Origin of the sequence: Alteromonas sp. KUL150 (genome assembly GCF_009811475.1) — a bacterium.
Lineage (GTDB): Bacteria > Pseudomonadota > Gammaproteobacteria > Enterobacterales > Alteromonadaceae > Alteromonas > Alteromonas gracilis.
The window spans coordinates 117100-137245 of record NZ_BLIJ01000060.1; the positions used below are offsets into that span (position 1 = coordinate 117100).

Annotated in this window: 20 protein-coding genes; 9 read left to right on the top strand and 11 right to left on the bottom strand. The window is 45.0% G+C overall.

Annotation, left to right across the window (positions count from 1 at the left end):
- Positions 1-86 precede the first annotated feature (86 nt).
- Both GVO62_RS14265 and GVO62_RS14270 read right to left on the bottom strand, forming a co-directional pair.
- Positions 87-1478, bottom strand: coding sequence for a 5-methyltetrahydrofolate--homocysteine methyltransferase (locus GVO62_RS14265; protein ID WP_159119786.1), 1392 nt, complete (start codon positions 1476-1478; stop codon positions 87-89).
- A 40-nt stretch (positions 1479-1518) separates the two neighbouring features.
- Entirely contained in the window at positions 1519-3951 is a 2433-nt protein-coding gene (locus GVO62_RS14270; protein ID WP_236547164.1) for a TonB-dependent receptor, read from the bottom strand.
- A gap of 90 nt (positions 3952-4041) precedes the next feature.
- On the opposite strand from GVO62_RS14270, the gene GVO62_RS14275 reads away from it, so the two are divergent.
- From GVO62_RS14275 to GVO62_RS14290, 4 genes are all read left to right on the top strand, one after another.
- Positions 4042-4668: a ZrgA family zinc uptake protein gene (locus tag GVO62_RS14275; protein WP_236547165.1), complete on the top strand. Its 627-nt coding sequence runs from the start codon at positions 4042-4044 to the stop codon at positions 4666-4668.
- Positions 4669-4739: 71 nt separating this feature from the next.
- Positions 4740-5216 (top strand): MerC domain-containing protein, encoded by a 477-nt coding sequence (locus GVO62_RS14280; protein ID WP_236547166.1) that lies wholly within the window; start codon positions 4740-4742, stop codon positions 5214-5216.
- A 95-nt stretch (positions 5217-5311) separates the two neighbouring features.
- Positions 5312-6238 (top strand): GTP cyclohydrolase FolE2, encoded by a 927-nt coding sequence (folE2, locus tag GVO62_RS14285; RefSeq protein WP_159119788.1) that lies wholly within the window; start codon positions 5312-5314, stop codon positions 6236-6238.
- A gap of 62 nt (positions 6239-6300) precedes the next feature.
- Positions 6301-7098, top strand: a complete 798-nt coding sequence (locus GVO62_RS14290; protein ID WP_159119789.1) for a 5'-nucleotidase, lipoprotein e(P4) family — start codon at positions 6301-6303, stop codon at positions 7096-7098.
- Between the two features lie 18 nt (positions 7099-7116).
- On the opposite strand, the gene GVO62_RS14295 is transcribed toward GVO62_RS14290, so the two are convergent.
- From GVO62_RS14295 to GVO62_RS14305, 3 genes are read right to left on the bottom strand one after another with little or no spacing between them, the layout of a single operon-like run.
- Positions 7117-7857, bottom strand: coding sequence for a DUF3299 domain-containing protein (locus tag GVO62_RS14295; protein WP_159119790.1), 741 nt, complete (start codon positions 7855-7857; stop codon positions 7117-7119).
- Positions 7858-7872: 15 nt separating this feature from the next.
- Entirely contained in the window at positions 7873-8319 is a 447-nt protein-coding gene (locus tag GVO62_RS14300) for a hypothetical protein (protein WP_159119791.1), read from the bottom strand.
- A 5-nt stretch (positions 8320-8324) separates the two neighbouring features.
- Positions 8325-8906, bottom strand: a complete 582-nt coding sequence (locus GVO62_RS14305; protein WP_159119792.1) for a DUF3299 domain-containing protein — start codon at positions 8904-8906, stop codon at positions 8325-8327.
- A gap of 194 nt (positions 8907-9100) precedes the next feature.
- Between GVO62_RS14305 and GVO62_RS14310 the strand changes: the two genes are divergently transcribed.
- The 4 genes from GVO62_RS14310 (at position 9101) to GVO62_RS14325 (ending at position 13404) form a co-directional block, all read left to right on the top strand.
- Positions 9101-9895: a GGDEF domain-containing protein gene (locus tag GVO62_RS14310; protein ID WP_159119793.1), complete on the top strand. Its 795-nt coding sequence runs from the start codon at positions 9101-9103 to the stop codon at positions 9893-9895.
- Positions 9896-10621: 726 nt separating this feature from the next.
- Positions 10622-11845 carry an MFS transporter gene (locus tag GVO62_RS14315; RefSeq protein WP_159119794.1) on the top strand — a complete coding sequence of 408 codons (1224 nt, stop codon included), beginning with the start codon at positions 10622-10624 and terminating at the stop codon, positions 11843-11845.
- A 403-nt stretch (positions 11846-12248) separates the two neighbouring features.
- Positions 12249-13022 (top strand): siderophore-interacting protein, encoded by a 774-nt coding sequence (locus tag GVO62_RS14320; protein ID WP_159119795.1) that lies wholly within the window; start codon positions 12249-12251, stop codon positions 13020-13022.
- Between the two features lie 190 nt (positions 13023-13212).
- Positions 13213-13404, top strand: coding sequence for a CsbD family protein (locus GVO62_RS14325; protein ID WP_105932589.1), 192 nt, complete (start codon positions 13213-13215; stop codon positions 13402-13404).
- Between the two features lie 205 nt (positions 13405-13609).
- On the opposite strand, the gene GVO62_RS14330 is transcribed toward GVO62_RS14325, so the two are convergent.
- The 3 genes from GVO62_RS14330 to GVO62_RS14340 are packed head-to-tail and all read right to left on the bottom strand — an operon-like array spanning position 13610 to position 15493.
- On the bottom strand, positions 13610-14131 hold the full coding sequence (locus GVO62_RS14330) for a CC0125/CC1285 family lipoprotein (protein ID WP_159119796.1): 522 nt from the start codon (positions 14129-14131) through the stop codon (positions 13610-13612).
- Positions 14121-14999: an anti-sigma factor gene (locus tag GVO62_RS14335; protein ID WP_159119797.1), complete on the bottom strand. Its 879-nt coding sequence runs from the start codon at positions 14997-14999 to the stop codon at positions 14121-14123. Before GVO62_RS14335 ends, GVO62_RS14330 begins: the two co-directional genes overlap by 11 nt.
- The gene (locus tag GVO62_RS14340; RefSeq protein WP_159119798.1) at positions 14996-15493 is read right to left on the bottom strand and encodes an RNA polymerase sigma factor; all 498 of its coding nucleotides are present in this window, start codon (positions 15491-15493) and stop codon (positions 14996-14998) included. The genes GVO62_RS14335 and GVO62_RS14340 overlap by 4 nt, the downstream gene beginning before the upstream one ends.
- Positions 15494-15762: 269 nt before the next feature.
- Here GVO62_RS14340 and GVO62_RS14345 point away from each other — a divergent pair, with 269 nt between their 5' ends.
- Positions 15763-17196, top strand: coding sequence for a S8 family serine peptidase (locus GVO62_RS14345; protein WP_159119799.1), 1434 nt, complete (start codon positions 15763-15765; stop codon positions 17194-17196).
- Positions 17197-17230: 34 nt separating this feature from the next.
- Here GVO62_RS14345 and GVO62_RS14350 read toward each other — a convergent pair whose 3' ends face one another.
- The 3 genes from GVO62_RS14350 to GVO62_RS14360 form a co-directional block, all read right to left on the bottom strand.
- Positions 17231-18250, bottom strand: a complete 1020-nt coding sequence (locus GVO62_RS14350) for a hypothetical protein (RefSeq protein WP_159119800.1) — start codon at positions 18248-18250, stop codon at positions 17231-17233.
- 112 nt (positions 18251-18362) lie between these two features.
- Positions 18363-19274 (bottom strand): hypothetical protein, encoded by a 912-nt coding sequence (locus tag GVO62_RS14355; RefSeq protein WP_159119801.1) that lies wholly within the window; start codon positions 19272-19274, stop codon positions 18363-18365.
- Positions 19275-19397: 123 nt separating this feature from the next.
- Positions 19398-20075: a hypothetical protein gene (locus GVO62_RS14360; protein ID WP_159119802.1), complete on the bottom strand. Its 678-nt coding sequence runs from the start codon at positions 20073-20075 to the stop codon at positions 19398-19400.
- Between the last annotated feature and the right edge of the window lie 71 nt (positions 20076-20146).

A 20146-nucleotide genomic window follows, 5' to 3' on the forward strand; every position in this document is an offset into this window, starting at 1 on the left:
CACAAAAATAGGGGCATATTGCTATGCCCCTAGTCTTCATTTACGATCTAAATGCTTGTTAGCATTTTGCAGAGCACTACATCTGATTAGTGGTCGTGACCGTCGTGCTCGTGTTCTTCAGCAATACCTAGCCAAACTGCACCTGCAGGCTCAAAATCCAGTTCAAGCAAGGTTTCCGTGGTCTCGGTTTCCAAATCAACAGCAAGGATAGCTTGCGCAACAGGGTCAACAACAAACAAGGCTTCTTCGTGTTGCGATGCAGCCATGCTAAATGACTGACCTTCTGCTAGGTTTGCGGCGCTGGCACTGGCCACATCAATTTTATGCGCAAATTCCCAATGAGTGTCACCGTCTTCTTCATGCGCTTCTAGCAGTGTTACAAAACCTTTGTCATCTAAAATAACAAAGAATTCACCGCCCATTGAGAAACCGTATGACACTGCATGAGCGTCAGTCTCTGGCTGCCAGTCAATCACGCTCATTGTGCTAGTTACAGGCGACACATTGGCCAAGATGGCGCTGCCACCGCCGTGCTGTGAAGCAATACCAATAAACGCTTCTGCGTGTTCATGTCCGTACATTGTGCCAATGCGCAGATCGCCAAGCCCATCAATGTTGTCAATAAACGCGCTGGTAAATACCTCATCATCTTCGTTGAGAATTAATACGCCGTCGCTACAGCCAAATGCCACAGCGATTTCGTTTTGAGCGACGCCATGTAAATCAGCACACTCACCATCAAAGCGTTGCTCTTCTTCGTACTCGCCATCATGCCAGTGATATACCGCAACACTGTCTGGCAAGATTGGGTTAGCAGAACGAGACTCTGCATCATCACGACGTACAGTACTAATTAGCATGTCTCCACGCGGTTCCGCGACACCGTGCATATTTACAGTAAATTCTAAAGTAGGTACTTCTGTAATTTCACTGGCAATTTGGGTATCAGTTACCACTTTTACCGCTGCCGGCATGCTGGTGTCGGCATTTCCGTCATAAAACACAGCAAGCTGACCGTCATGTGTTACTACGTGAGTTGGTTGACTACCTTCAAGTGTGAAACCAGACAGACTTGGGGCTTCTTCATAGTCGTGCAGGTGCTCTACGTGATCTTCTCGCCATAATCCACCATCAAGAAACTCAGTTAATCCGTTTGCTCGGCTGTTGATTACTGCAAAGCGATAGTCTGCAGAGGCGCTTACACTACTTCCATCAAAGGTTGCAGCAAACGTATCAAGTACTGAATTATCATCTAGATCAAAGACAGTGAGCGTATTTGAAGCAGCATCGGCAACAACCAATCTGCCTTCACTTTCAATTTCATAATCTGAGTCGTGATCGTGATCGTCGTGGTCGTCGTCGTGATCATCCTCTGGCACTTCAATAGGGTCCAGCTCTACAATATTGGTTTCTGCATCACCACAGCCCGCTAGCAAAAGTGCACTGGCTATAGCGCTTAGTACTAATCTATTTTTCATGTGTGTATCCCTTTCAGTAATTCTTTTTTATAAGCTGAACTTAAAAATAAGCGCGTACGCCGAAGGCAAAGTTTCTACCCGGACGTGGTGCAATATCTTTCAAAAATGAGGTGTGAACGCGCGCTTCTTCGTCGGTTAGGTTTTCACCGCTCAGGTAAACCGATAAGTCAACATCTCCCAAAGAAATGTCGTACGTGATTGAAGCATCAACAAGGGTGTAGCCGTCCGTTTCAGTCTCGAACGTCGAGATATCGTCTTGTTTTGCAAAATATGTGATGTCTAAATCTGCGCGAATGTTATCTAACGTGTATGCAACGTGTGAGCCCAATCGCATGGGCGAAGTGCGCGGCAGTGCGCCGCCGTCTTTAAGACGAGCTTTAACGTAGTCGGCGAAGAAATCGAGTTTTAGGTTGTCAGTGGTTTGCCACGCAACTTGTAACTCAAAACCATGAAGGATGGCGTCAGCCGAACCAAACAGGTAGACAGGTAATTCGTCACTATGCTCGCCATGCCCTTCTTCGCTGTGGTTTTCATGATCGTGCCCTTCCTCACCATGGCTTTCTTCATCGTGAGCATGGTCATGACCGCTTTCAGCGAATAGGCCAGTTTCTTCTTGGAAATAATAGTTATCTACTTGGTTATAAAAGGCATTAAATACAAAACCAACATCACCTTGTGTTTTTCTGAAGGTTAGGTCGATATTGTTGGCAGTCTCCAAATCAATAGGCGATTGAGAAAGTACAAATGTGTCTTCCTCTGACAAATCAAACAGCGCGCCAACTTCATAGGTACGGGTGCCAATATGCGGGCCAAAAGAAAGGAGCTCAGACGCTGAAGGCGCACGCTCTGAACGGGAAAGTGAAACGCCTACGTTATAGCTTTCATTGATAGTGTAAACCACACCCGCTGATAGCGTTATAGGTGTAAACTCTTGCTCTACCTCAAACTGTCGTAAGAACTCGCTGCCTTCATGTTCATGTTCGTCGTGAGCATGCTCATCATGATCATGTTCATCATCGTGCTCGTGAGCGTCAAGCTCAGGCAACAGCACACTTGATGCGTCTAATGTTACGCTTTCAGCTCGCGCCCCTAATTGAACCAGAAAATCACCAAAGTGACGCTCTTCCATTAGTGCTACAGCAAACATCTCCATTTTTGAAGGCGGTGTGAAGGCTTCTTCGCCTTGAGCAAATACATCGCTCCCTTTGTAATGAAGGCTGATACCACCGCGCCAGCCAGCCATGGGTTTATGCAATAACTCTACGCGAAGTTCTTCGGTTTCATTACTAAAAGTGGTACCTACTAAACCGCCCTCAACTTCAGCATGTTCATAATCGGTATAACCCGCTTTAAAGTGAACACTTTGCAAAAAGTCATTGGTAAAGTTGTACTCACCTAAAAGCTGATACTTCGTTTGCTCAAGATCAGCGAATACCGAAGTATCTCCGCCGTGGCTGTGCCCAGGCACGCCATACTCTCGCTCAAACCGCTCAACCGCTACGCCAACATAGCCTTGGTCGAATAAGTAGCTGGTCCCTAACGTAAACCCACTCGATTCTTCGTTACTGTTTTCAACCACATGGGCGCCATCCGAGTCGTCAATGTCAGGGGCAACAGGTGTTTCATAATCATTTGAATCGCGATAAAAACCGTCAGCATAGAAGGCCATGTTGTCCACGCCAGTAGTCACGTTAAACGTTCCAAGCTTCTGGTCGTTAACGGTTTGCGTTTCTAATACAAATTCACCGCGCGTTTCAGTGGACGTGGGCACACGTTGGTCCACTACGTTCACAACACCGCCTATCGCACCGCTTCCGAAGAACAGGGTTGCTGGCCCACGCAGCACTTCAATTTGTTTAGCGGTTGAGGCTTCACTTGCTACTGCGTGGTCGGGACCAACACGGGAAACGTCGCTCACATCCAAGCCATTTTGAGTAATCAGTACCCGTGGCCCACTAAGTCCACGAATAATTGGCGTGCTCGCAACATTGCCATGGAAGTTAGACTGTACGCCGGGTAATTTTTCTAGCGTATCGCCCAGCGTGGCTGCTTGTTGCCGACGCAAGGTTTCGCCAGATAACACGCTTACTGGTGTGGCCGATTCCATCACCGATAAATGCATAGGCGTGGCGTGCACGTCAATGACCTCGATAGCACTGCGCGCCAAGACAAAGTTAGCGCCATCCGCGTTGTCAGATTGAACTTGCGTGTGCTCATGTAAGTGAGCGAAGCCAGAGGCGAATATGTGAAGCGTATAGTCGCCCTCCTTTACGTCAGAGAAAGTAAACTCCCCCAGCTCGTTAGTGCTGGTAACACGCTTTAGCGCCTCAATTTCAACAGTGGCATTGGCGAGCGGCTTTCCGGCTGCATTAGTTACCGTGCCAGAAAGTGTTTGTGCCAGTACTGACGGAGATGCTAATAGCAACGCAGGCGCTGAAAGCGATAAGCTTAACGCCAATCGAGACAGTTTCATTATTCTAACCTCTGAATTTGTGTAATGTGATAATGTATCAAATCTATTTTTATGGTATGTTATATTGTAACGCTTACGCAAGAGGTAAAAATGAAAACCATTTCTATTACGTGGAAGAATTCACAAAAAGCGCTACGCGCCTCTTCAACTTTTCTTAAGGTAAGTACTTTTGTCGGACTAAACTTGGCTGGGATGGGTATCAACGCTGTTCATGCTGCGCCTCATACTCACGGCGAAGGCAAGCTACAAATCCTACAAGCGGGAAGTGAGTGGCAGTTTGTGCTGCAGCTGCCTGCTGCTGATGTTCTTGGGTTTGAATACGCGCCATTCACGGCTAGCGAGAAAAAACGTTATGAAGAAACGCAAAAGGTTTTTCAGCGCTTTGACGACATTTTTACCCTAAGCAATACGTGTGAATTACTCGATACCACACTTGAAAGCCCATGGGAGATCGCCGACGAGCATGACGAGCATGACGAGCATGACGAGCATGACGAGCATGAAAGTGAACACGAAGGCCATGCGCATCGCAACACGCATTCTGATTTTCGTGTCGCATATTTGCTTAGTTGCCAAGGCCCCGTAAAGCGTATTGAGATGACAGGGTTTCCCCATTGGCCAAGCCTGCAGCATGTTAATGCAATTTGGGTAACCAACAAAGGACAAGGCGCACTAGAGATAACTCCAAGTCAGCCAACCTTACTGATAAGCAGCTAGTTATATTTTTTACTCTCTCAGGCGCAAGCTTCACCTATTATGCGTGCGCCATAACAATTTTCGGACATACTATGAATTCGATATCTCAAGGAAGCAGCGCAATGCAAAAAGTGCAGTTCATTTCAGACAGGCTCGCTATGCTCCTTTCATCCCTTTGCGTAATACATTGTTTATTAACGCCTATTTTATTAATTTCCATACCTGCATTGGCAAGTGTGTCAATTCTCAATGATGAAACCTTCCATCAAATATTGCAGTTCTTCGTGTTGCCCATTGGGGTCTTTGCACTTTCACTAGGCTACCTACATCACAAAAATAAGTGGGTAGTATTTGCTGGCGTTTTTGGACTAACGCTTTTAAGTAGTCCGCTGCTGGTTGAGTGGATAGGCTTAGGACACGAAGTGCTAGGTGAACATGGTGAAGTGATAATCACGGTAATCGCGTCGTTTATTATCGTTGGTGCGCACCTGATCAACTACAGGCTTAGGTCGACCGTGCAGAAGCCTATTTGCGAAGAGCGCGAGACCACCCAATCACAACCCTATTAGTTTCATCATAACCTCAAAAGCGGGTAATTCTTATCTAGCGACGCTCGCAATATTAGTGATGTAAGCCGTTTTTGAGGTCTCATTCAGAGGTTATTTTGTCTAGTTTCAATCATTCCGACACGGTACTTCCCGATGTCACTACAGAGCATTCCACTGCGCAACTTCCTGTTATTGATAGTGTAGGCATGCAGGGCATTGCAATTCCTCTGCACGTGATAGGTAAGCGCGGTGAGCGATTAGCCAGCCAAGCAAAAGTCGATGTAACAGTGAGTTTAGATCACCCCAATGCTAAAGGCATTCACATGTCTCGATTGTACAGCTTGCTGCAGCGATATTTGAGCAACCAAGACTTACATAAGTCGGCACTTGTGTCGTTAATGAACGCGCTTATCGAGTCTCAAGATGGGCTGAGCAACAGCGCCCAGCTTAATTTACACTTTGACCTCACCGTGTCGCGTCCGGCGCTTATAAGTAGGATGTCAGGATATCAATCGTACCCTGCTTCACTTTGCGTAAGACGATCACCTGAACGTTATGAGGCACAGCTTAAGTTAAGAGTACCGTACTCTAGTACTTGTCCTTGTTCGGCCTCCCTCTCTCGCAAGGCGTTATCAGAAGTATTTGTGCAGCAATTCGAAGGAACAGGTTTATCTGTAGAAGAAATGGGCGCTTGGCTCGCTTCTAAACAAGCCAGCATCGCCACGGCGCATGCACAGCGTTCCTTTGCCGATATAACCCTAGATTTAAGCGACAACGAGATCCCCGATTTTGTTGGCATTATAGACTTGGTAGAAAACGCGTTAGGCACACCACTTCAAACCGCAGTTAAGCGTGAAGATGAACAGGCGTTTGCCAAGCGTAATGCTGAAAACCTAATGTTTGTAGAAGATTCGGTAAGGCGACTGCATGAAGCGTTAAGTACGTATTACCAAGCTACCTATTTTCGTGTAAAAGTAGAACATCAAGAAAGTCTGCATGCACACGACGCCATTGCTGAATTATCAGGCCCAGTTCATCGATAAATTCAGACACAATTTGGGTGTTGAAACCGGTAGGCAGAAGAAACATTAAAAGGAAAATAACATTGTTATCTCTTAACAAACTCTCTTACATCAGCAAAGCAGCGTGCATAGGCGCTGCAGTATCAGTTATTGCGGCGTGCTCGTCTGCGCCATCAACCCCGCTTGCTGGTGTAAAATCGCACACTCTGTCAAATGCCGTGATATACCAAACCAGCAGCAAAGAGTACCCTGTTCTTTCAAGTTTTGTGTATGGCCAAGCTATTTCAGCGCTACCTACGCGTTTTGCTAACGGCGATGTTGTAGTAATGGATGTTGATGAAACCGTGCTAGACAATAGCACCTATCAAAAAGAACGGGAAAGTGCTGGCTTGGGATATTCTTCACAAAGCTGGGCCGAATGGGTAAAACGTGAAGAAGCCACACTTGTGCCTGGTGTAGCCGCTTTCCTCGATGAAGTTGTTGCACGAAATGGCAAGGTGGCGCTTATTACGAATCGCAATAAAGCGCTTGATAGTCACACGTGGAATAACCTTTTGGCGCAAGGTTTGCCGCTTACCACGAGTAATACTTGTGTTGTTGGCCGCACTACTGAAGACAAAGAAGCGGTAGGCCAGAAAGATATGGTTAATGACAAAGACTTGCGCAGAATGCAGCTTACCCAGGGCAAGATCGCATGTTCAAATACGTCTAAAGACGCGACGTCTACGTGGGCTGTGCCTCACACTATTATCATGCAAATTGGCGACAACATCGAAGATGTGGGCGGCGTAACCCAAGAATCTGCCAACGTTGAGTTGCTCATGCCACGAGTGGGCACAGAGATTTTTATTCTGCCAAACCCCATGTACGGTTCTTGGTAGACCATTGATAAAGTAAAATCAACGAATGTCGCTTTCTATATGGAACGCGCCGTTCGTTAAATTAGCGTTGTCACTGTTAATGCCATTTCCCAGACCTGAATAGGGCTTTATTTCTACCACGTCCAGTAAGTAAGCAGATGTGCCCTGAGGGTCTTCATACAACCCGGTAGAAAACTCACCCGAGAACGTGTACGCCTGCTGGATGTCTATTCCTCTAATACCGCCTTGCTCGTGGGCATTATTCAACGAAACAAACACAATTTGATTTGGTGGCGGTGGTGGGTAATGAATGCACGCGCCGAAATAAGGCACAATGAAGAACGCCGTTATTTCACGCTGTGCATTGGCTTCTACAGGCACAATAAACCCGCTGAGTTCGACGTACTTGCCGTTAAATGTATCAACCGTATTCACTGAGATTAGCGCTTGCTGGTATTCATCGTCAAATGTGCGTTGAATAGACTGAAATACCTGTTCGTGAAGGGGTAAATTCTGCTGAGGATTTTGAGTCGATTGGGTCTTGCCCAACAGCGCTTTTTCGGCATCGGGTAACAGCGCGTCCCACGATAAGGGTTGGAACTGTTGAACGCTAGTTAATCTGTGGCTGTCTTGATAAATCGCCGTGTTATTCTCAAAAAAACGCTCAATTACGCTATCAAGCTTACCGCCTAACTTATCCCTCAGGCCGAGCCCCACCAGCGCGCCCAATGCAGTGAAAGCAATAACAGAAGCCAGTAAAATGAAGTGGCTGCGCTTCATACTTTCCCCTAGCAATTAGCTCGCTAAAATTTTGACTTTGCGGGTGTAAGTTACCGGCACATTCTTTTTAAGCGCATAGACTTTTAGAACAAGTTCGTGCGTGCCTTCTTCTTGTGCCTGAAAGCTAATGGCTTGTTCGCCCTTTGTAGACGGCAGAGAAAAGCGCTGCGGCGAGAGTAGCGTTACGCCATCACTTGCCATCACATCTACGCTAACTTCTTTGTAGTTCGAAGGAATGGTAAATCGCAGCGGAACGGCTGACGCCTCAAGCTTAGCCACTTCTCGCTTTCTGTCGATATTGAGCGAAATAAGTGGCTCCTTAGCTGCCGCTAAATGCTGTTGCATCATGGGGTGCTGAAAGCCAAACTGCATGTTTCCCATACCTGCGTGTAGTTCACACGCAGTACTATGAAATGAAATAAGACTTGATAAAACGGTAGCTGCAACGACTGTTTTTTTCATATCAGTTACTCCTCGTAAAGCGCGAAGCTGTCTAGCACTAACGAATAGGAAGATGTACCTAGTGCGCTTTCGTGGTTGTCTATTTTTACCGTGCCTTCAAACCAATAAGGGTCGTACAAGTTCTCAACTGCAATGCCTTCTTTGTATTCAACATACAAAATTTGATTTGGCGGCGGTGGTGGCATGTGTAAGCAAGCCCCAAAATAAGGAACGACGAAAAAAGCCGTCGCTTTTTGCTCATCGTTTTGTTCTAAAGGCACAATAAATCCAGGGATGCGAATCGCCTTCCCGTCAAACGCCTCTATCACTCGCGTCGACACTAACGCTTGTTGGTATCGCTGCGCTTGTTCATCTTCTAGCTGCTTTGAAGCAAAGTCATCGACAGAGTCTGCGGCAGAGCCATCGGCAATATCGTTTAAAAACTCAGGCCTATTTAAAAGCGCGCTCAAATCATCCTCGGGCATAAGCGCGACCCAGTCAATTTCTTCGTAATCGGCAGCTAGAATTGGATTTAACGCGCCAAACGAAATCAGTAGCGCCGCAATTAAACCGAATTTAACGTTAGAAAGCGTAGCAGAAAGTTTCACAAAAATGACCCACCAAATTTTTGAATAATCACGTTATAACATATCGTAAAACAAGAGGCGAAGCTTTACGTTTATCTACTCACATTGTTAATTGAGCACTTCATCAGCAGGAAGTTAACTCAATATTGTCGAAGTTCGTAAATAGCGACTATAGTTTTGCTAATGGAGTTATTCTGCAAAGGATATAGAGTTGAATGTCTAAACTCGTATTGATAGTCGCGATTTTTGTTGCCACCGTTTTAACATCAAGACCCGTTTTCCCCTCTACCAACCAGCTGAATGCAGCGCCAAATGACGACGTTATAGCGGGCATCAAAGCCCTTCATCGATCTCCTGAAAAAGAAATGGCCAGATTGAAATCGCTGCTCGATGAAAATAAATCAGCGGCCAAACGTCACGAATGGTTATACCTTTATGCCTTGGGGAAAGAAAAACGGGGCGAGTATGATGAGGCTTTGTCGCTCGCAGAGAGCAGTATAAATGATGTTTACGCTAGCAGTTTAATGCAGCAACGAGCAAAATTGTTAAAAGCCAAAATTCTGGAATCGCTAAATGCGAAATTAGAAACCTTCGAAAATTCTTCCAATGAATTTTGCATAGCAATGATAGACATCGACTTTTTCAAATCTATCAATGATAACTATGGCCACAAAATGGGAGATGATGCGCTACGCCTTTTCTCATATATTGCACGACAAATCTTCCCGGACCACGTTGACATGGGTAGGCTAGGTGGTGAGGAGTTTTTGTTCATATTTCATAAATCTACCGAACGCCAGTGCGTTGAACTGCTCGATGACTTTCGCAAGCTGCTAAAAACGGCTGCATGTGATCAGCTATCTGAAGAGATTAGTTTGACGTTTTCTGCTGGCTTGAAAGAGATAAATTCACCTCATACTACTACCGCTTGTTTGGAAGATGCGGATAAAGCACTTTATGAAGCGAAGGAATCAGGAAGAGATCAAACCGTAATATTTAAATGTTTGTAATTTGCTACATACCAATGGGAAAAAACTACATTGCCATTTCTCAGCACTAAAAGACTGACATCGTACTTTAGGTCTAAAAATAAAAAATAATCTATAAAAATCAAATACTTTAAATAAAATTACGCAACAAAAACTTAACTGGCACATTTAAAGCATAATCTAGACTAACGGATAACACCAGAACGCAGATTGTAGCTAGGATAGCTTTAGCGACGGAGAGGCCAAACTGCGTAGATTGAATATACTGAAGGTGACGACACAGGATGTACAAGGATCAGTCACCAAGGATGAATGGAAGCATCAGTATTTAAGATTGAAGGATAGCTGGAGAAGGTTCGTTAAATTGCTGGTCGATGATGAGGTTAGGAAAAAGACAACCTAATTAAACTCGCAGGATGCAAAGGCCTTGTTTCATAAGGATTGCAAGCAGGCACCGAGTACCTACATCGCAAGCACTGACAGTGATGTCTCGTGCAGCAAGGGATTGTTGACCCTTTTTGGATTTGTTGAAATACATGTGTGTCGTTTCGACAGAACCATAGTGAGGACACTGGTAATGTCGTCGATGTTATTAGTGAGTTGTCACCCGACGACATTCCTCTCCCCTCAAAGGCCCATCCCGGCCTTTACATACCTCTGATTTTGGCCCGCCTCTGGCGGGCATTTTTTTATCTCCACTTGTGTTAAAATTCCAATGACTTTTTTGCCCATTTAAGAGCCAAACTTGTGCTTACGTCTTCTGCTTCTACCACCGTGTTTAGAATACTTTTCTGCGCCTTGCTTGCTACGTCGGTTGGTCAAAGTGTTATGCTCACCACACTTCCCTCTATGGGGCGGCAGGCCAACCTTTCTGAATTCCATATTGCGACAATTATGTCTAGCTCTGCGCTAATATTCGCGATAGGTACCAATGTGTGGAGTAAAGTAGCAAAGCACGCTGGATTCAAACGCACTCTTATGGTGGGCTTGGCAGGCTATAGTGTGGGAACCTTTGCCTTTGCGAGCGCTTGGATGGCCGGCTTTTCCGGTATAATTAGCGGAACTAATTTATTCTTGGCCTTACTGATTAGCCGCAGTATGCAGTCCACGATTATGTCAGCAACACCTCCTTCTGCGGTAGGTTATGCCGTCGCGATAAGTTCGCCGCAGGGACGAGTAAGCGCAATAAGCAAGGTAACATCGGCAAGTAATGTGGGCCAAATCATTGGTCCTGCCTACGCAGGTTTGCTCGTAGGCTTCGGCTTACTCGCGCCGCTTTATAGTGTTGTGATACTAACCTTAATGGCCTTAACACTGGTGTACATAAAGCTGCCGATTCTCGCTCCTTCGGCTCAGCAACACGCCGCCCAATCCGTGAATACTGATAAGCATTCAAAAACAAAATCACCATACATCTTTGTTGGCGCTTGCATATGTGTTTTTTGCGCTATGGCGATGATGCAGCAAACACTAGGCTTTTTCTTTATTGATTTTTACAACTACACGCCCGTGGAAGCTGCTAGACAAGTTGGCTTTGCAATGATGGTGAGTGCAGCCGCATCACTCACCGCTCAATTTGGATGGGTTCAGAAAGGCCGCGTTAGTAAAGAGACCATGATCATGATGGCGTTACCACTCTTAGGGTTGGCCTATCTGCTATTATTTCTGCAAGCGTCTTTGTTTACGTTATATATCGCAATGACGCTAATGGGGCTAGGTATGGGAATGGCTTATCCTTCTCTAGCCGCTGCCGCAACAACTTATTGCACACCTTCTCAGCAACCATCTATTACCGGTCTTATCACGGCAACAACAGCGATGGGCTACATTGTGGGGCCACCGCTCGCCGCGTCGATTTATCAATATGATATCGCCCTTCCTTTCGCGACTGCATCAGCACTCCTCGCTGTCACCACCTGCATTATTTTTATAACGCTTCACCAGCTAAAAAAATCAGGCCAAAACACGTGAGTAAAACAGCAGAAGTAAGGCATTTAAAAAGGCCAAATAAAAGGTATTTAAATTTTTACGTTTTATTTTTAAAAAAAGCGGAACCTTTTGTGAATTAGGCTATCTTACTTTATACATGAAGTCGTTGAGTGTGCGTCTTTGTGGTGTGTAAATGTGTTTTCCAAGTTATGTTGTGGTTTTTTAAGGGGCTTTTAGCCCCTTTTCTTTTGCTCGCTACTTTTCAGCGTTATATAAACTCTTTCTTTCTCGACTGTTAAATCTATCTAGCCTGCTCAACGCTGTTAAAGCCCCTACTTCTCGTCCTAAAAAATAGAATTCTAAAAGACAGATCATTTCAAAACAACTAATAGTAATGAGAATCATTATCATATAAGATGATTATCGAATTTTTTAGGAGAAGCTTATGTCCAGACCACAACCTCGTCATGCCGTTGTTACTCGCTCGGTTCGTATAACCCCTACTATGCAACGTGTTTATTTAGGTGGCGACGATCTCCGCACTTTTCCTACCGTAACTGCCGGTTCTTACGTAAAGCTAATGTTCGATAAAAACGGAAATCCGCTTTCAAAACCCACTGACATGAGCCAAGTGGCGATGCGCACCTATACGGTAGCCCAATTCGATGCGCATAAACCAGAGTTAGTGCTAGATATGGTAATTCATGCCAACAACGGTAAAACGGGCCCCGCGTCAGCATGGGCAATTAGTACTAAACCTGGTGATATCATTACGCTTGCGGGTCCTGGCTCTAGCAAAGGATTAAATGAACATTATGATTGGGTGCTGATGGCAGGCGACATGACTGCTCTACCCAGCATTAGAAATCACCTCACAGAGCTTCCTTTCCATGCCAAGGGCTATGCCGTAATCCGGGTTGAAGACGAAAAAGATGCGGTGGTACTTAAAAAACCTGAGGGTATTGAGGTGATATGGGAATTCGAAAACAGCTTACCACACCGTCTTACTCAGCTTAATTGGCAAGAGGGTACGCCCGCGGTTTGGGTAGCGTGCGAATTTTCAGATATGCGAGCGATCAGGACATGGCTGAAAGATGAAAAAAACGTAGCACACGAGAATATCTATATTAGTAGCTACTGGAAGAAAGGTCGCAGCGAAGATCAGCATAAAATAGAAAAGAGACAGGATAGTGAAGCATTTGCCCAATCCTTAAACTAACTATTACCCATGTAGGGTTTGCAACGACTTGTAAATCCTGCATGAAAGCCCATGACATAATTTACTAACACCTGAATAACCCTCTATTTTACAGCAGCCTACACATTGGAACGCCCTTTGCTCCTATTTAATTAACTGGCCGGTTTTTATGTCCAGTTTGAAAACCAATTGTTTAGTTAAGGAGAGCACCATGAACAATGATCGTATTGAAGGTAATTGGAAAGAAATGAAAGGTAAGGTACAACAGAAATGGGGTAAACTTACCGATGATGACCTAGACGTAATTGATGGTCGCCGTGAAGAATTAGTCGGTAAAATTCAGAAAGAATACGGCAAAAGCCGTGACGAAGCTGAAAAAGAAGTAGACGCTTACTTCAATTAATATATTAGGTATTCTACAGTGCTTTAACGCGAGAGTACTTTTCTAGCAAGCGTTATCATTTGCTAAATGTAAAATTAAAAAGGGACGAAACTTTGCGTTGCGTCCCTTTTTGTTGGTTAAGCCCATTGCTATATAGCACTGATGTACTAGGAGAGCAATTTCGCCTAATCATCACCCGAATTTCAGGAACAGCCAATGAAAAACATTACTCTTCTACCTTCGGCTGTAGATTTTCACGTACTTCCCTTGAATCAAAACTGGTTGCCGAAGTAGGACGGGGGCCTTTACCTAGCTCTATGCTTAATATACTCTCGATTTCGCTTTTTTGAGAGCCCCCGACGAACACTCCGGTTTCAAATTGGCTAGTGGGGTGATAAGACGTACGGCAAGTAAGTACACCGCAGTCAGTGACTCGTGCGTAACGCTGGCTAAAGCCGGCAGTTGGCGTGGTCTGCACCGTTTCTTTGTCTACTAAGGTTTCGCGGTCGGTAACGACAAACCAGTCATAACCTTCCAGTAGGGTAAGCTCAGCAGCGCGCAACATAGCATAATCCATGGCTTTGCCTTTATCGGTTCCTTTTGCCTTAAAATGTACGCGGTATTGTGTATCACTTAACTTACTTTCGTTGTAACCGAAACCGCCTTTATCTGCTTGTCTATAATCAGGTTGACTTGCACAGCCCGCCATAATCAATACCGCAAGTACTAACATAATTTTAGTTTTCATCATCTACTCCTTCGGCTTTCTCAGCTAGCCAAGTTGCTTCAATTGCGTTTTTCTCTTGCTCTCGGTTTAATGGCGCAGACGCCATCATCACATCTAACTTATCTTCTAACAATTTGGCACTCGTAGCAGTCTGATATTGACCTGTATTTGCGCCTAACTCATCCAGTTTACTGGCGGCAAGTCGCCAGCCGCCATGCTTGTCTTTACAAGCAATCATCACATTTAGCTCATCTTGAGACTTCACTTCAGCTTGTCGGCAAAAGTTAAGATCAGTATTTAAAAAAGACAGTGTAGGCGTTACTGTTATGCTAGTTTCAAACGAGGTAGTCTCTCCACTCAAATTACTGTCGAGCACAGACGACACATTAGCCCAATGAGAAGGTTGTGAGATATCTGCACCTTGTTGATTAAAGAAAACCAAGCCGGCTAAAACCGCCACACTTGCAGCTATGGCGGCAGTTGAAGAAACTCCTTTCCACTTTGCTTTTTCAACGCGTTCGCCATCAGCGGTATCCACTTTTTGAGGAAACGGCCTCACATTTTCCGCTGTGTTTTGATTTGCTGAGTTCGGATTTGCTGAGAACGGGTTTGCTGAACTCTCCCCATTTAAACGCTCACTACAATCCTGTACTACGCTTTTCTCTCTTAAGCGACTTTCATCACTCAAAAGCGCGACGATTTCTTTAGGGAGCGCAACCGCAGTCGCCTTTTCTGCAGCCACTTTTACTACTCTGTCTACATCTGCAAGTGCGGCAAGACGGTCAGAAACATTTACGTCATGTGCTATAGCATCGCGAACCGTATCCATTTCTACAGCATCTAACTCTCCATCTAAAAAAGCAGAGAGTTTTTCGTCAGATAAGATCACGATAGCACCTCATTTTGCCCGTTCAGTAAGTTGGATATCTTTGTTCTGGCTCTGGCAAGACGGCTCATGATGGTCCCTGCTGGCACCTGTAAAACTTCAGAAGCGTCGGCGTAACTCATTCCCTGCACTGCTACTAAAGAGAGAGTTTCTCTTTGCTCACAGGGCAGTTCATCCATAGCGCTTGAAACCTGCTTCAATGTTATTGAGTGGGTTACCGTTTCATCCATATCTACATGGTCATTCGCTGATTGAACTTCATATGAAAGGGTATCGCTAGCGTTAGTTCTCACTTTCTTCGCCCTGTATTCGTCTATCCAGCAATTTCGGCACACTCTAAATGCCCATGCCATTAGTGTAACTTGCTCAGGAATGGGTTTACTCAATAATCGTTCTAGCGTGTTCTGAAGCAAATCATCAGCATCATGTATGTTACCCGTCAATGAGTATGCAAACTTTCTCAATGACGGGACGAGTTCGGTCAACTCATCTTTCATTTTCATGTACCTTCGTGAAGATTTCCGTTATCAATACTCTATTAACGAGCCACGAGTATTTTTATTCCGCTGAATAAAAAATTTATTTTGGGCTTTGTGTTTTTAGGTTGGCAGCCCTTCTTCGACACTCAGCGGAATTTTTCTTCTTTCTATTCGTCACTACATAAAATGGCAGCAGTGACTTAGACTCTATTTATAACCATGGCACAATTTATGCCATTCCTTCTCAAGGCACTGAACCGCTCCCATAAAAATAGTAAGGTTGTAAAATGAAGTACACATTCTTTGTGGGGATAGTAGGTTTGTTTGCCGCATCTATCTCTCATGCCCAGCTTACAGGCACATTAAATCAAGTGGTCCCACCGGTGCGACCGATAATTGATAGAGCGCCCTCTGAATTGAAGAGCATTCGAGAGGAGGCAAGACGAAAGGTGAAGACGTCTGTCGAAGGTGCTAGAGACCTATCTACATTGGCTTCAGGTGTAGTTAGCAATGTTCCCGCCCCCCAATTTGTTGCCCCTAAAGCCACAACAATATTATCGGCATCGGGTCAGAAAATTATCAAAGAAGTTAGTGTGGAAAATGGTTTTCTTGCCGTTGAAAAAGAGTGGCTTTTTATAGGTGAAGAAGCCGATAAAGCATATTTCAATGGTAAGAATATGGAAATACAAGAGGAACAGTTTTTACCCGCACTCTCTCAGTGGCTTTATAAAGTAAAGGTAACGGGGGATAAGGATGAAGTGTCGCATATTCGCAACATCTTACCCAAAAACCTACAGTCTCAACTAGGACGTAATCATATTTACTTATCGCAAAGCGAAGTGGCTACGAACGCAAGCAAACCAGAGACTAAGCATAAGTCAAAAGCATCATCGCAAAAATTTGAATCTTGTTTGATACCCTTGCGCATCGGGATGGTTGATACCCATGTTGTGCATACTCACCCGATGCTGTCGCACATTAGCCTAAAACAAGCCTCTTTTATTGTTGGTCAAAGTCAGAAGAGTGAGAATGGTCAAGAAAGCAATATGAGCAGTGAGGGTGATGGAAAAGTTATAGGGCAGCCAACTTCCCAAGAAAATACCGTAGCCTTTTCCTCAGATCACGGCACAGCAGTAGCAAGCTTAATAGCGGCATCGCTACCTGAATCAAGCCAGGTATTTAACGCTAGTGTATTTTACTCGCGCAATAGTGTTAGCCAAGGTGCAACACTGATGTCGTTAATTGAAGGCCTTAACTATTTAGCATCACAGCAGGTTGATGCCATAAACATGAGCCTTGCAGGGCCCGACAATCCTATTTTAGCGCGTGTTATACAAGAGTTAGACACAAACGGCATACAAGTCATTGCAGCTGTAGGTAACGAAGGGCCAGCATCTTTACCCTTATACCCTGCAGCCTACCCCGAGACACTTGGCATAACCGCAGTGGATAAATCACATGCAATATACAGGTGGGCCAACCAAGGTGACTATGTGGATTTCGCTGCATTTGGCGTATCGGTTGATGCCGCACACCCTAATGGAAAAACGGTTAGGCAAACAGGAACCTCAATGGCCTCCCCTCGTGCCACTGCGCTGTACGCCTGCTTTTTCCGCACAAAGCAGCAAAGACACGCCGCCTTATTAAAAATGCAGAAAATAGCTTTAGATGCTGGTAGCCCCGGACGGGACAAGGTGTTCGGCTTCGGCGTACTGCCTTAAAATACAGCCGTATTCATATTGGCATTAACGTTCACTAGAAATGAACGTTAATGCCTAACTCGGCAATAGTTTCTTGGTAATTTGCTCCATCGACTGTAGAAGCAAAGTCTCCGTATTGGGTAGACAATCTTATATCTACATGGTCGTACACGGCGTAGTCTACGCTCATTTCGACAAGGTGCCTGTCGTCTTCCCTGCCTATACCTCCATCTTGTTCTGAAGCGTAATCACGCATATCTAGCTGGTAAGCAACCTTGAGCTCAAGCGGCTTACTAAACACCGCAAATGGATAAGTGTAGGCAAGGTCAATTCCCTTTCCTGTAAAATCGAACGCATTGCCCTGCGCATCTTCATTTTGGTATTTAAGGGCAATTTGAAAAAAATCTTCCCCTTCAAAAAAGTAAAACAGGTCACTGCGTACGGCAACAGCTTCACTATCACGAATTGGCGCGTCCTCAGGCCTGTTCTCAAACTTCTTGTCGATAAGGTCGCTACTAATGCGCAAATAAGCTCGCTGTCCTACCAGTTTCCCCGCAGATAAACCATATTGTTGATAAGTAAGAAAATCGCGCCCATCAAGCGTAGCGCTGGCGTGATAGTAATGCGCACCTAGTTTTGCAAAGTCTAACGCATACTTAGTGCTTGCAGAAAAGGTGGTAAGGCCAAGATCAAACTCGTTGAGGGTTTGATATTTAGTATTTGCCTGACTTATCGAGAGCTCGTTTTTCCAATTATCCGTTGGCTTCACTGAAACTCTTAACTGTGCTTCTGCCTGCACGGCGCTGTCGTCCACATTAGAATTTGTGTCGAGCTCACTCACACTCACGTTACTATCGTGGCGATAGCCAACGTAACCAGAACCTGAAAACGAGATCGCTTGCTTCTCTTCATCTGTACTTCTTGCATCATTAGTTACTTTTGACTGACTGTTGTTGCTTGCATAGGCTGTACTGCTTGCTAATAATGCGGTAGCCGCAGCAAAAGCAAGGTATTTGCGACTCTCTTGGACGAAAATAATTTTCTTGAGTGAACGTTTAAATGGTGGGGTTTTCATTATTGCTACCTACTACAGAGAAAGTGAAATCGGTGTCTTCAACTATGAATGGGTTGTGCGAGGAAGTTAGGAGGGAGAGCTCTCCCTCCTCCTAACCGTTGAAGTCCATACGTTAAAGGCCCAATGCACCCGAGATATTTGAAGCAACGTTATCGTTTACTGTGCTCTCCACAGTGTTTGCAACCGATGCCTCTACCGTGCTCTCCGCGGTGCTCTCTACCGTATTTCCTACCGTGCTCTCGACGGTACTGCCTACATTGCTTGCTACCGTTGCAGCAATCACCCCGTCGACGGCGATAGCAACAGTGCCAGTTACAGTATTGGTCACCGTACCCGTTACTGTGTTGGCCACGGTTCCCTCTACTGCACTTTGAGCGGCTCCCGAAGCCGTGCTTGCTGCAGAATTTTCCACTTCACCTTCTGGCTGTGTATTCGGTTCAACAGATCCTAATGCTGACGACAAAACTGAAGTTGAACCAGAAACATTACCCGCAAGCGTTCCTGCCACCGATGCTGTCATTGAATTCGCCGTGTCTGATGTCGCTGAAACAACGCCTTCAAGGGAAGCCTGCGAATTAGAAACCAGTGAAGATGCTGTGTTTGTAGACAGCTGTTGAGCGCTATTTGCGAAGAGGTTAGCGTTTAAAGTAGTCGTTTGTGCTACTTCATTTGCCGCTGCTTGATCTGTGCTTTCTTCGGTATCGGCTTCGGTATTGACTTCAGGGGCTTGATTCAATTCTTGCCCGCTTGATAAGTCATTGCCTGTTTGGCTTGCCAATAGCTGTCCACTAGCATTAGCAGAACTTTCGGTAGACATTTGGCTTTGAGTGACTGTGTCGCCCTGTGCCGATGCCTGCATACTTGATTGAGCTGCAGCTTGGGCGTTTGCACCGTTTGTTAGAGAAACTGATGTAGACGTTGAAGCATCAGCTGAAGTATTAGCCGAAAAGGTTGCTTCTTGAGCCAACACCGACGTTGACGCGATACCTAAAGCCAATGCAATTACAATATTTAACTTTTTCATCCGATTATCTCCGTTTTTCATAAAGGACACTGAGATAACGATTAGATGAAAGGTTTTATTCCGCTGAGGAGTTATTTTTTCGCAAAGAATAAAAAAGCCCTGTAATAACAGGGCCTTTTTTGACTATTTTTCTGAAGCGGTCATGCTCTTTTCCCACCAAGGAAGTGAGAAGTCTATGTTTTCCGGGTCATAAGTTTTGGCATATTTCATTTTAACTGAACTCCAAAACGCCGCTTTAAAGGCTGGGTCGTAAATAACAAACTCACCTTTTTCTCGATACTGTTCAAATAACTGCTGGTATGCCCCAACCGGAGTGAGTGGGTTATCTTGCTGAAAAACTACATCGCCGCCATAGGCGTCATACAATGCTTTGGACACTTTCCAGCTTTTCGCCATCCCGTGTGCCATGGCCAGACGGTAGCGTTCAAGTTCGTCACCTTTAAACTCGCTTTTATCGTCTAGTTCAACGGTCCACTGCTTGATAACAGAATAAGCGGATTGAACCTCTCCGTCATCAGGCTCTATATCATTTTTATGAGCAAAGTCAGAAAGTACAGACTCTGTAATTTTATTACCCAATGCACGCTGAGCGAGAATTGACCGCACTTCCTTTTCAGACTTATCAGTTAAAATAGACTGAAAACGATCGACGTCAGCCTGTGATGGCTGAAGTTCAGAATTTGAAATTGATTTATTGAACAAACGAGCGATGATCTCGTTTGCGGCTTGCGGTGTGTTAATCCCAAGCGAAACCACTATGGCTGCAAATAGCACCATAGGAATTACGTTCGAACGCGTCACTTTTTATGCTTCCCTAAGTTCCAATATTTAGCATGAACACAAGACACATTCATTTGTTGTTTTAAGAATTT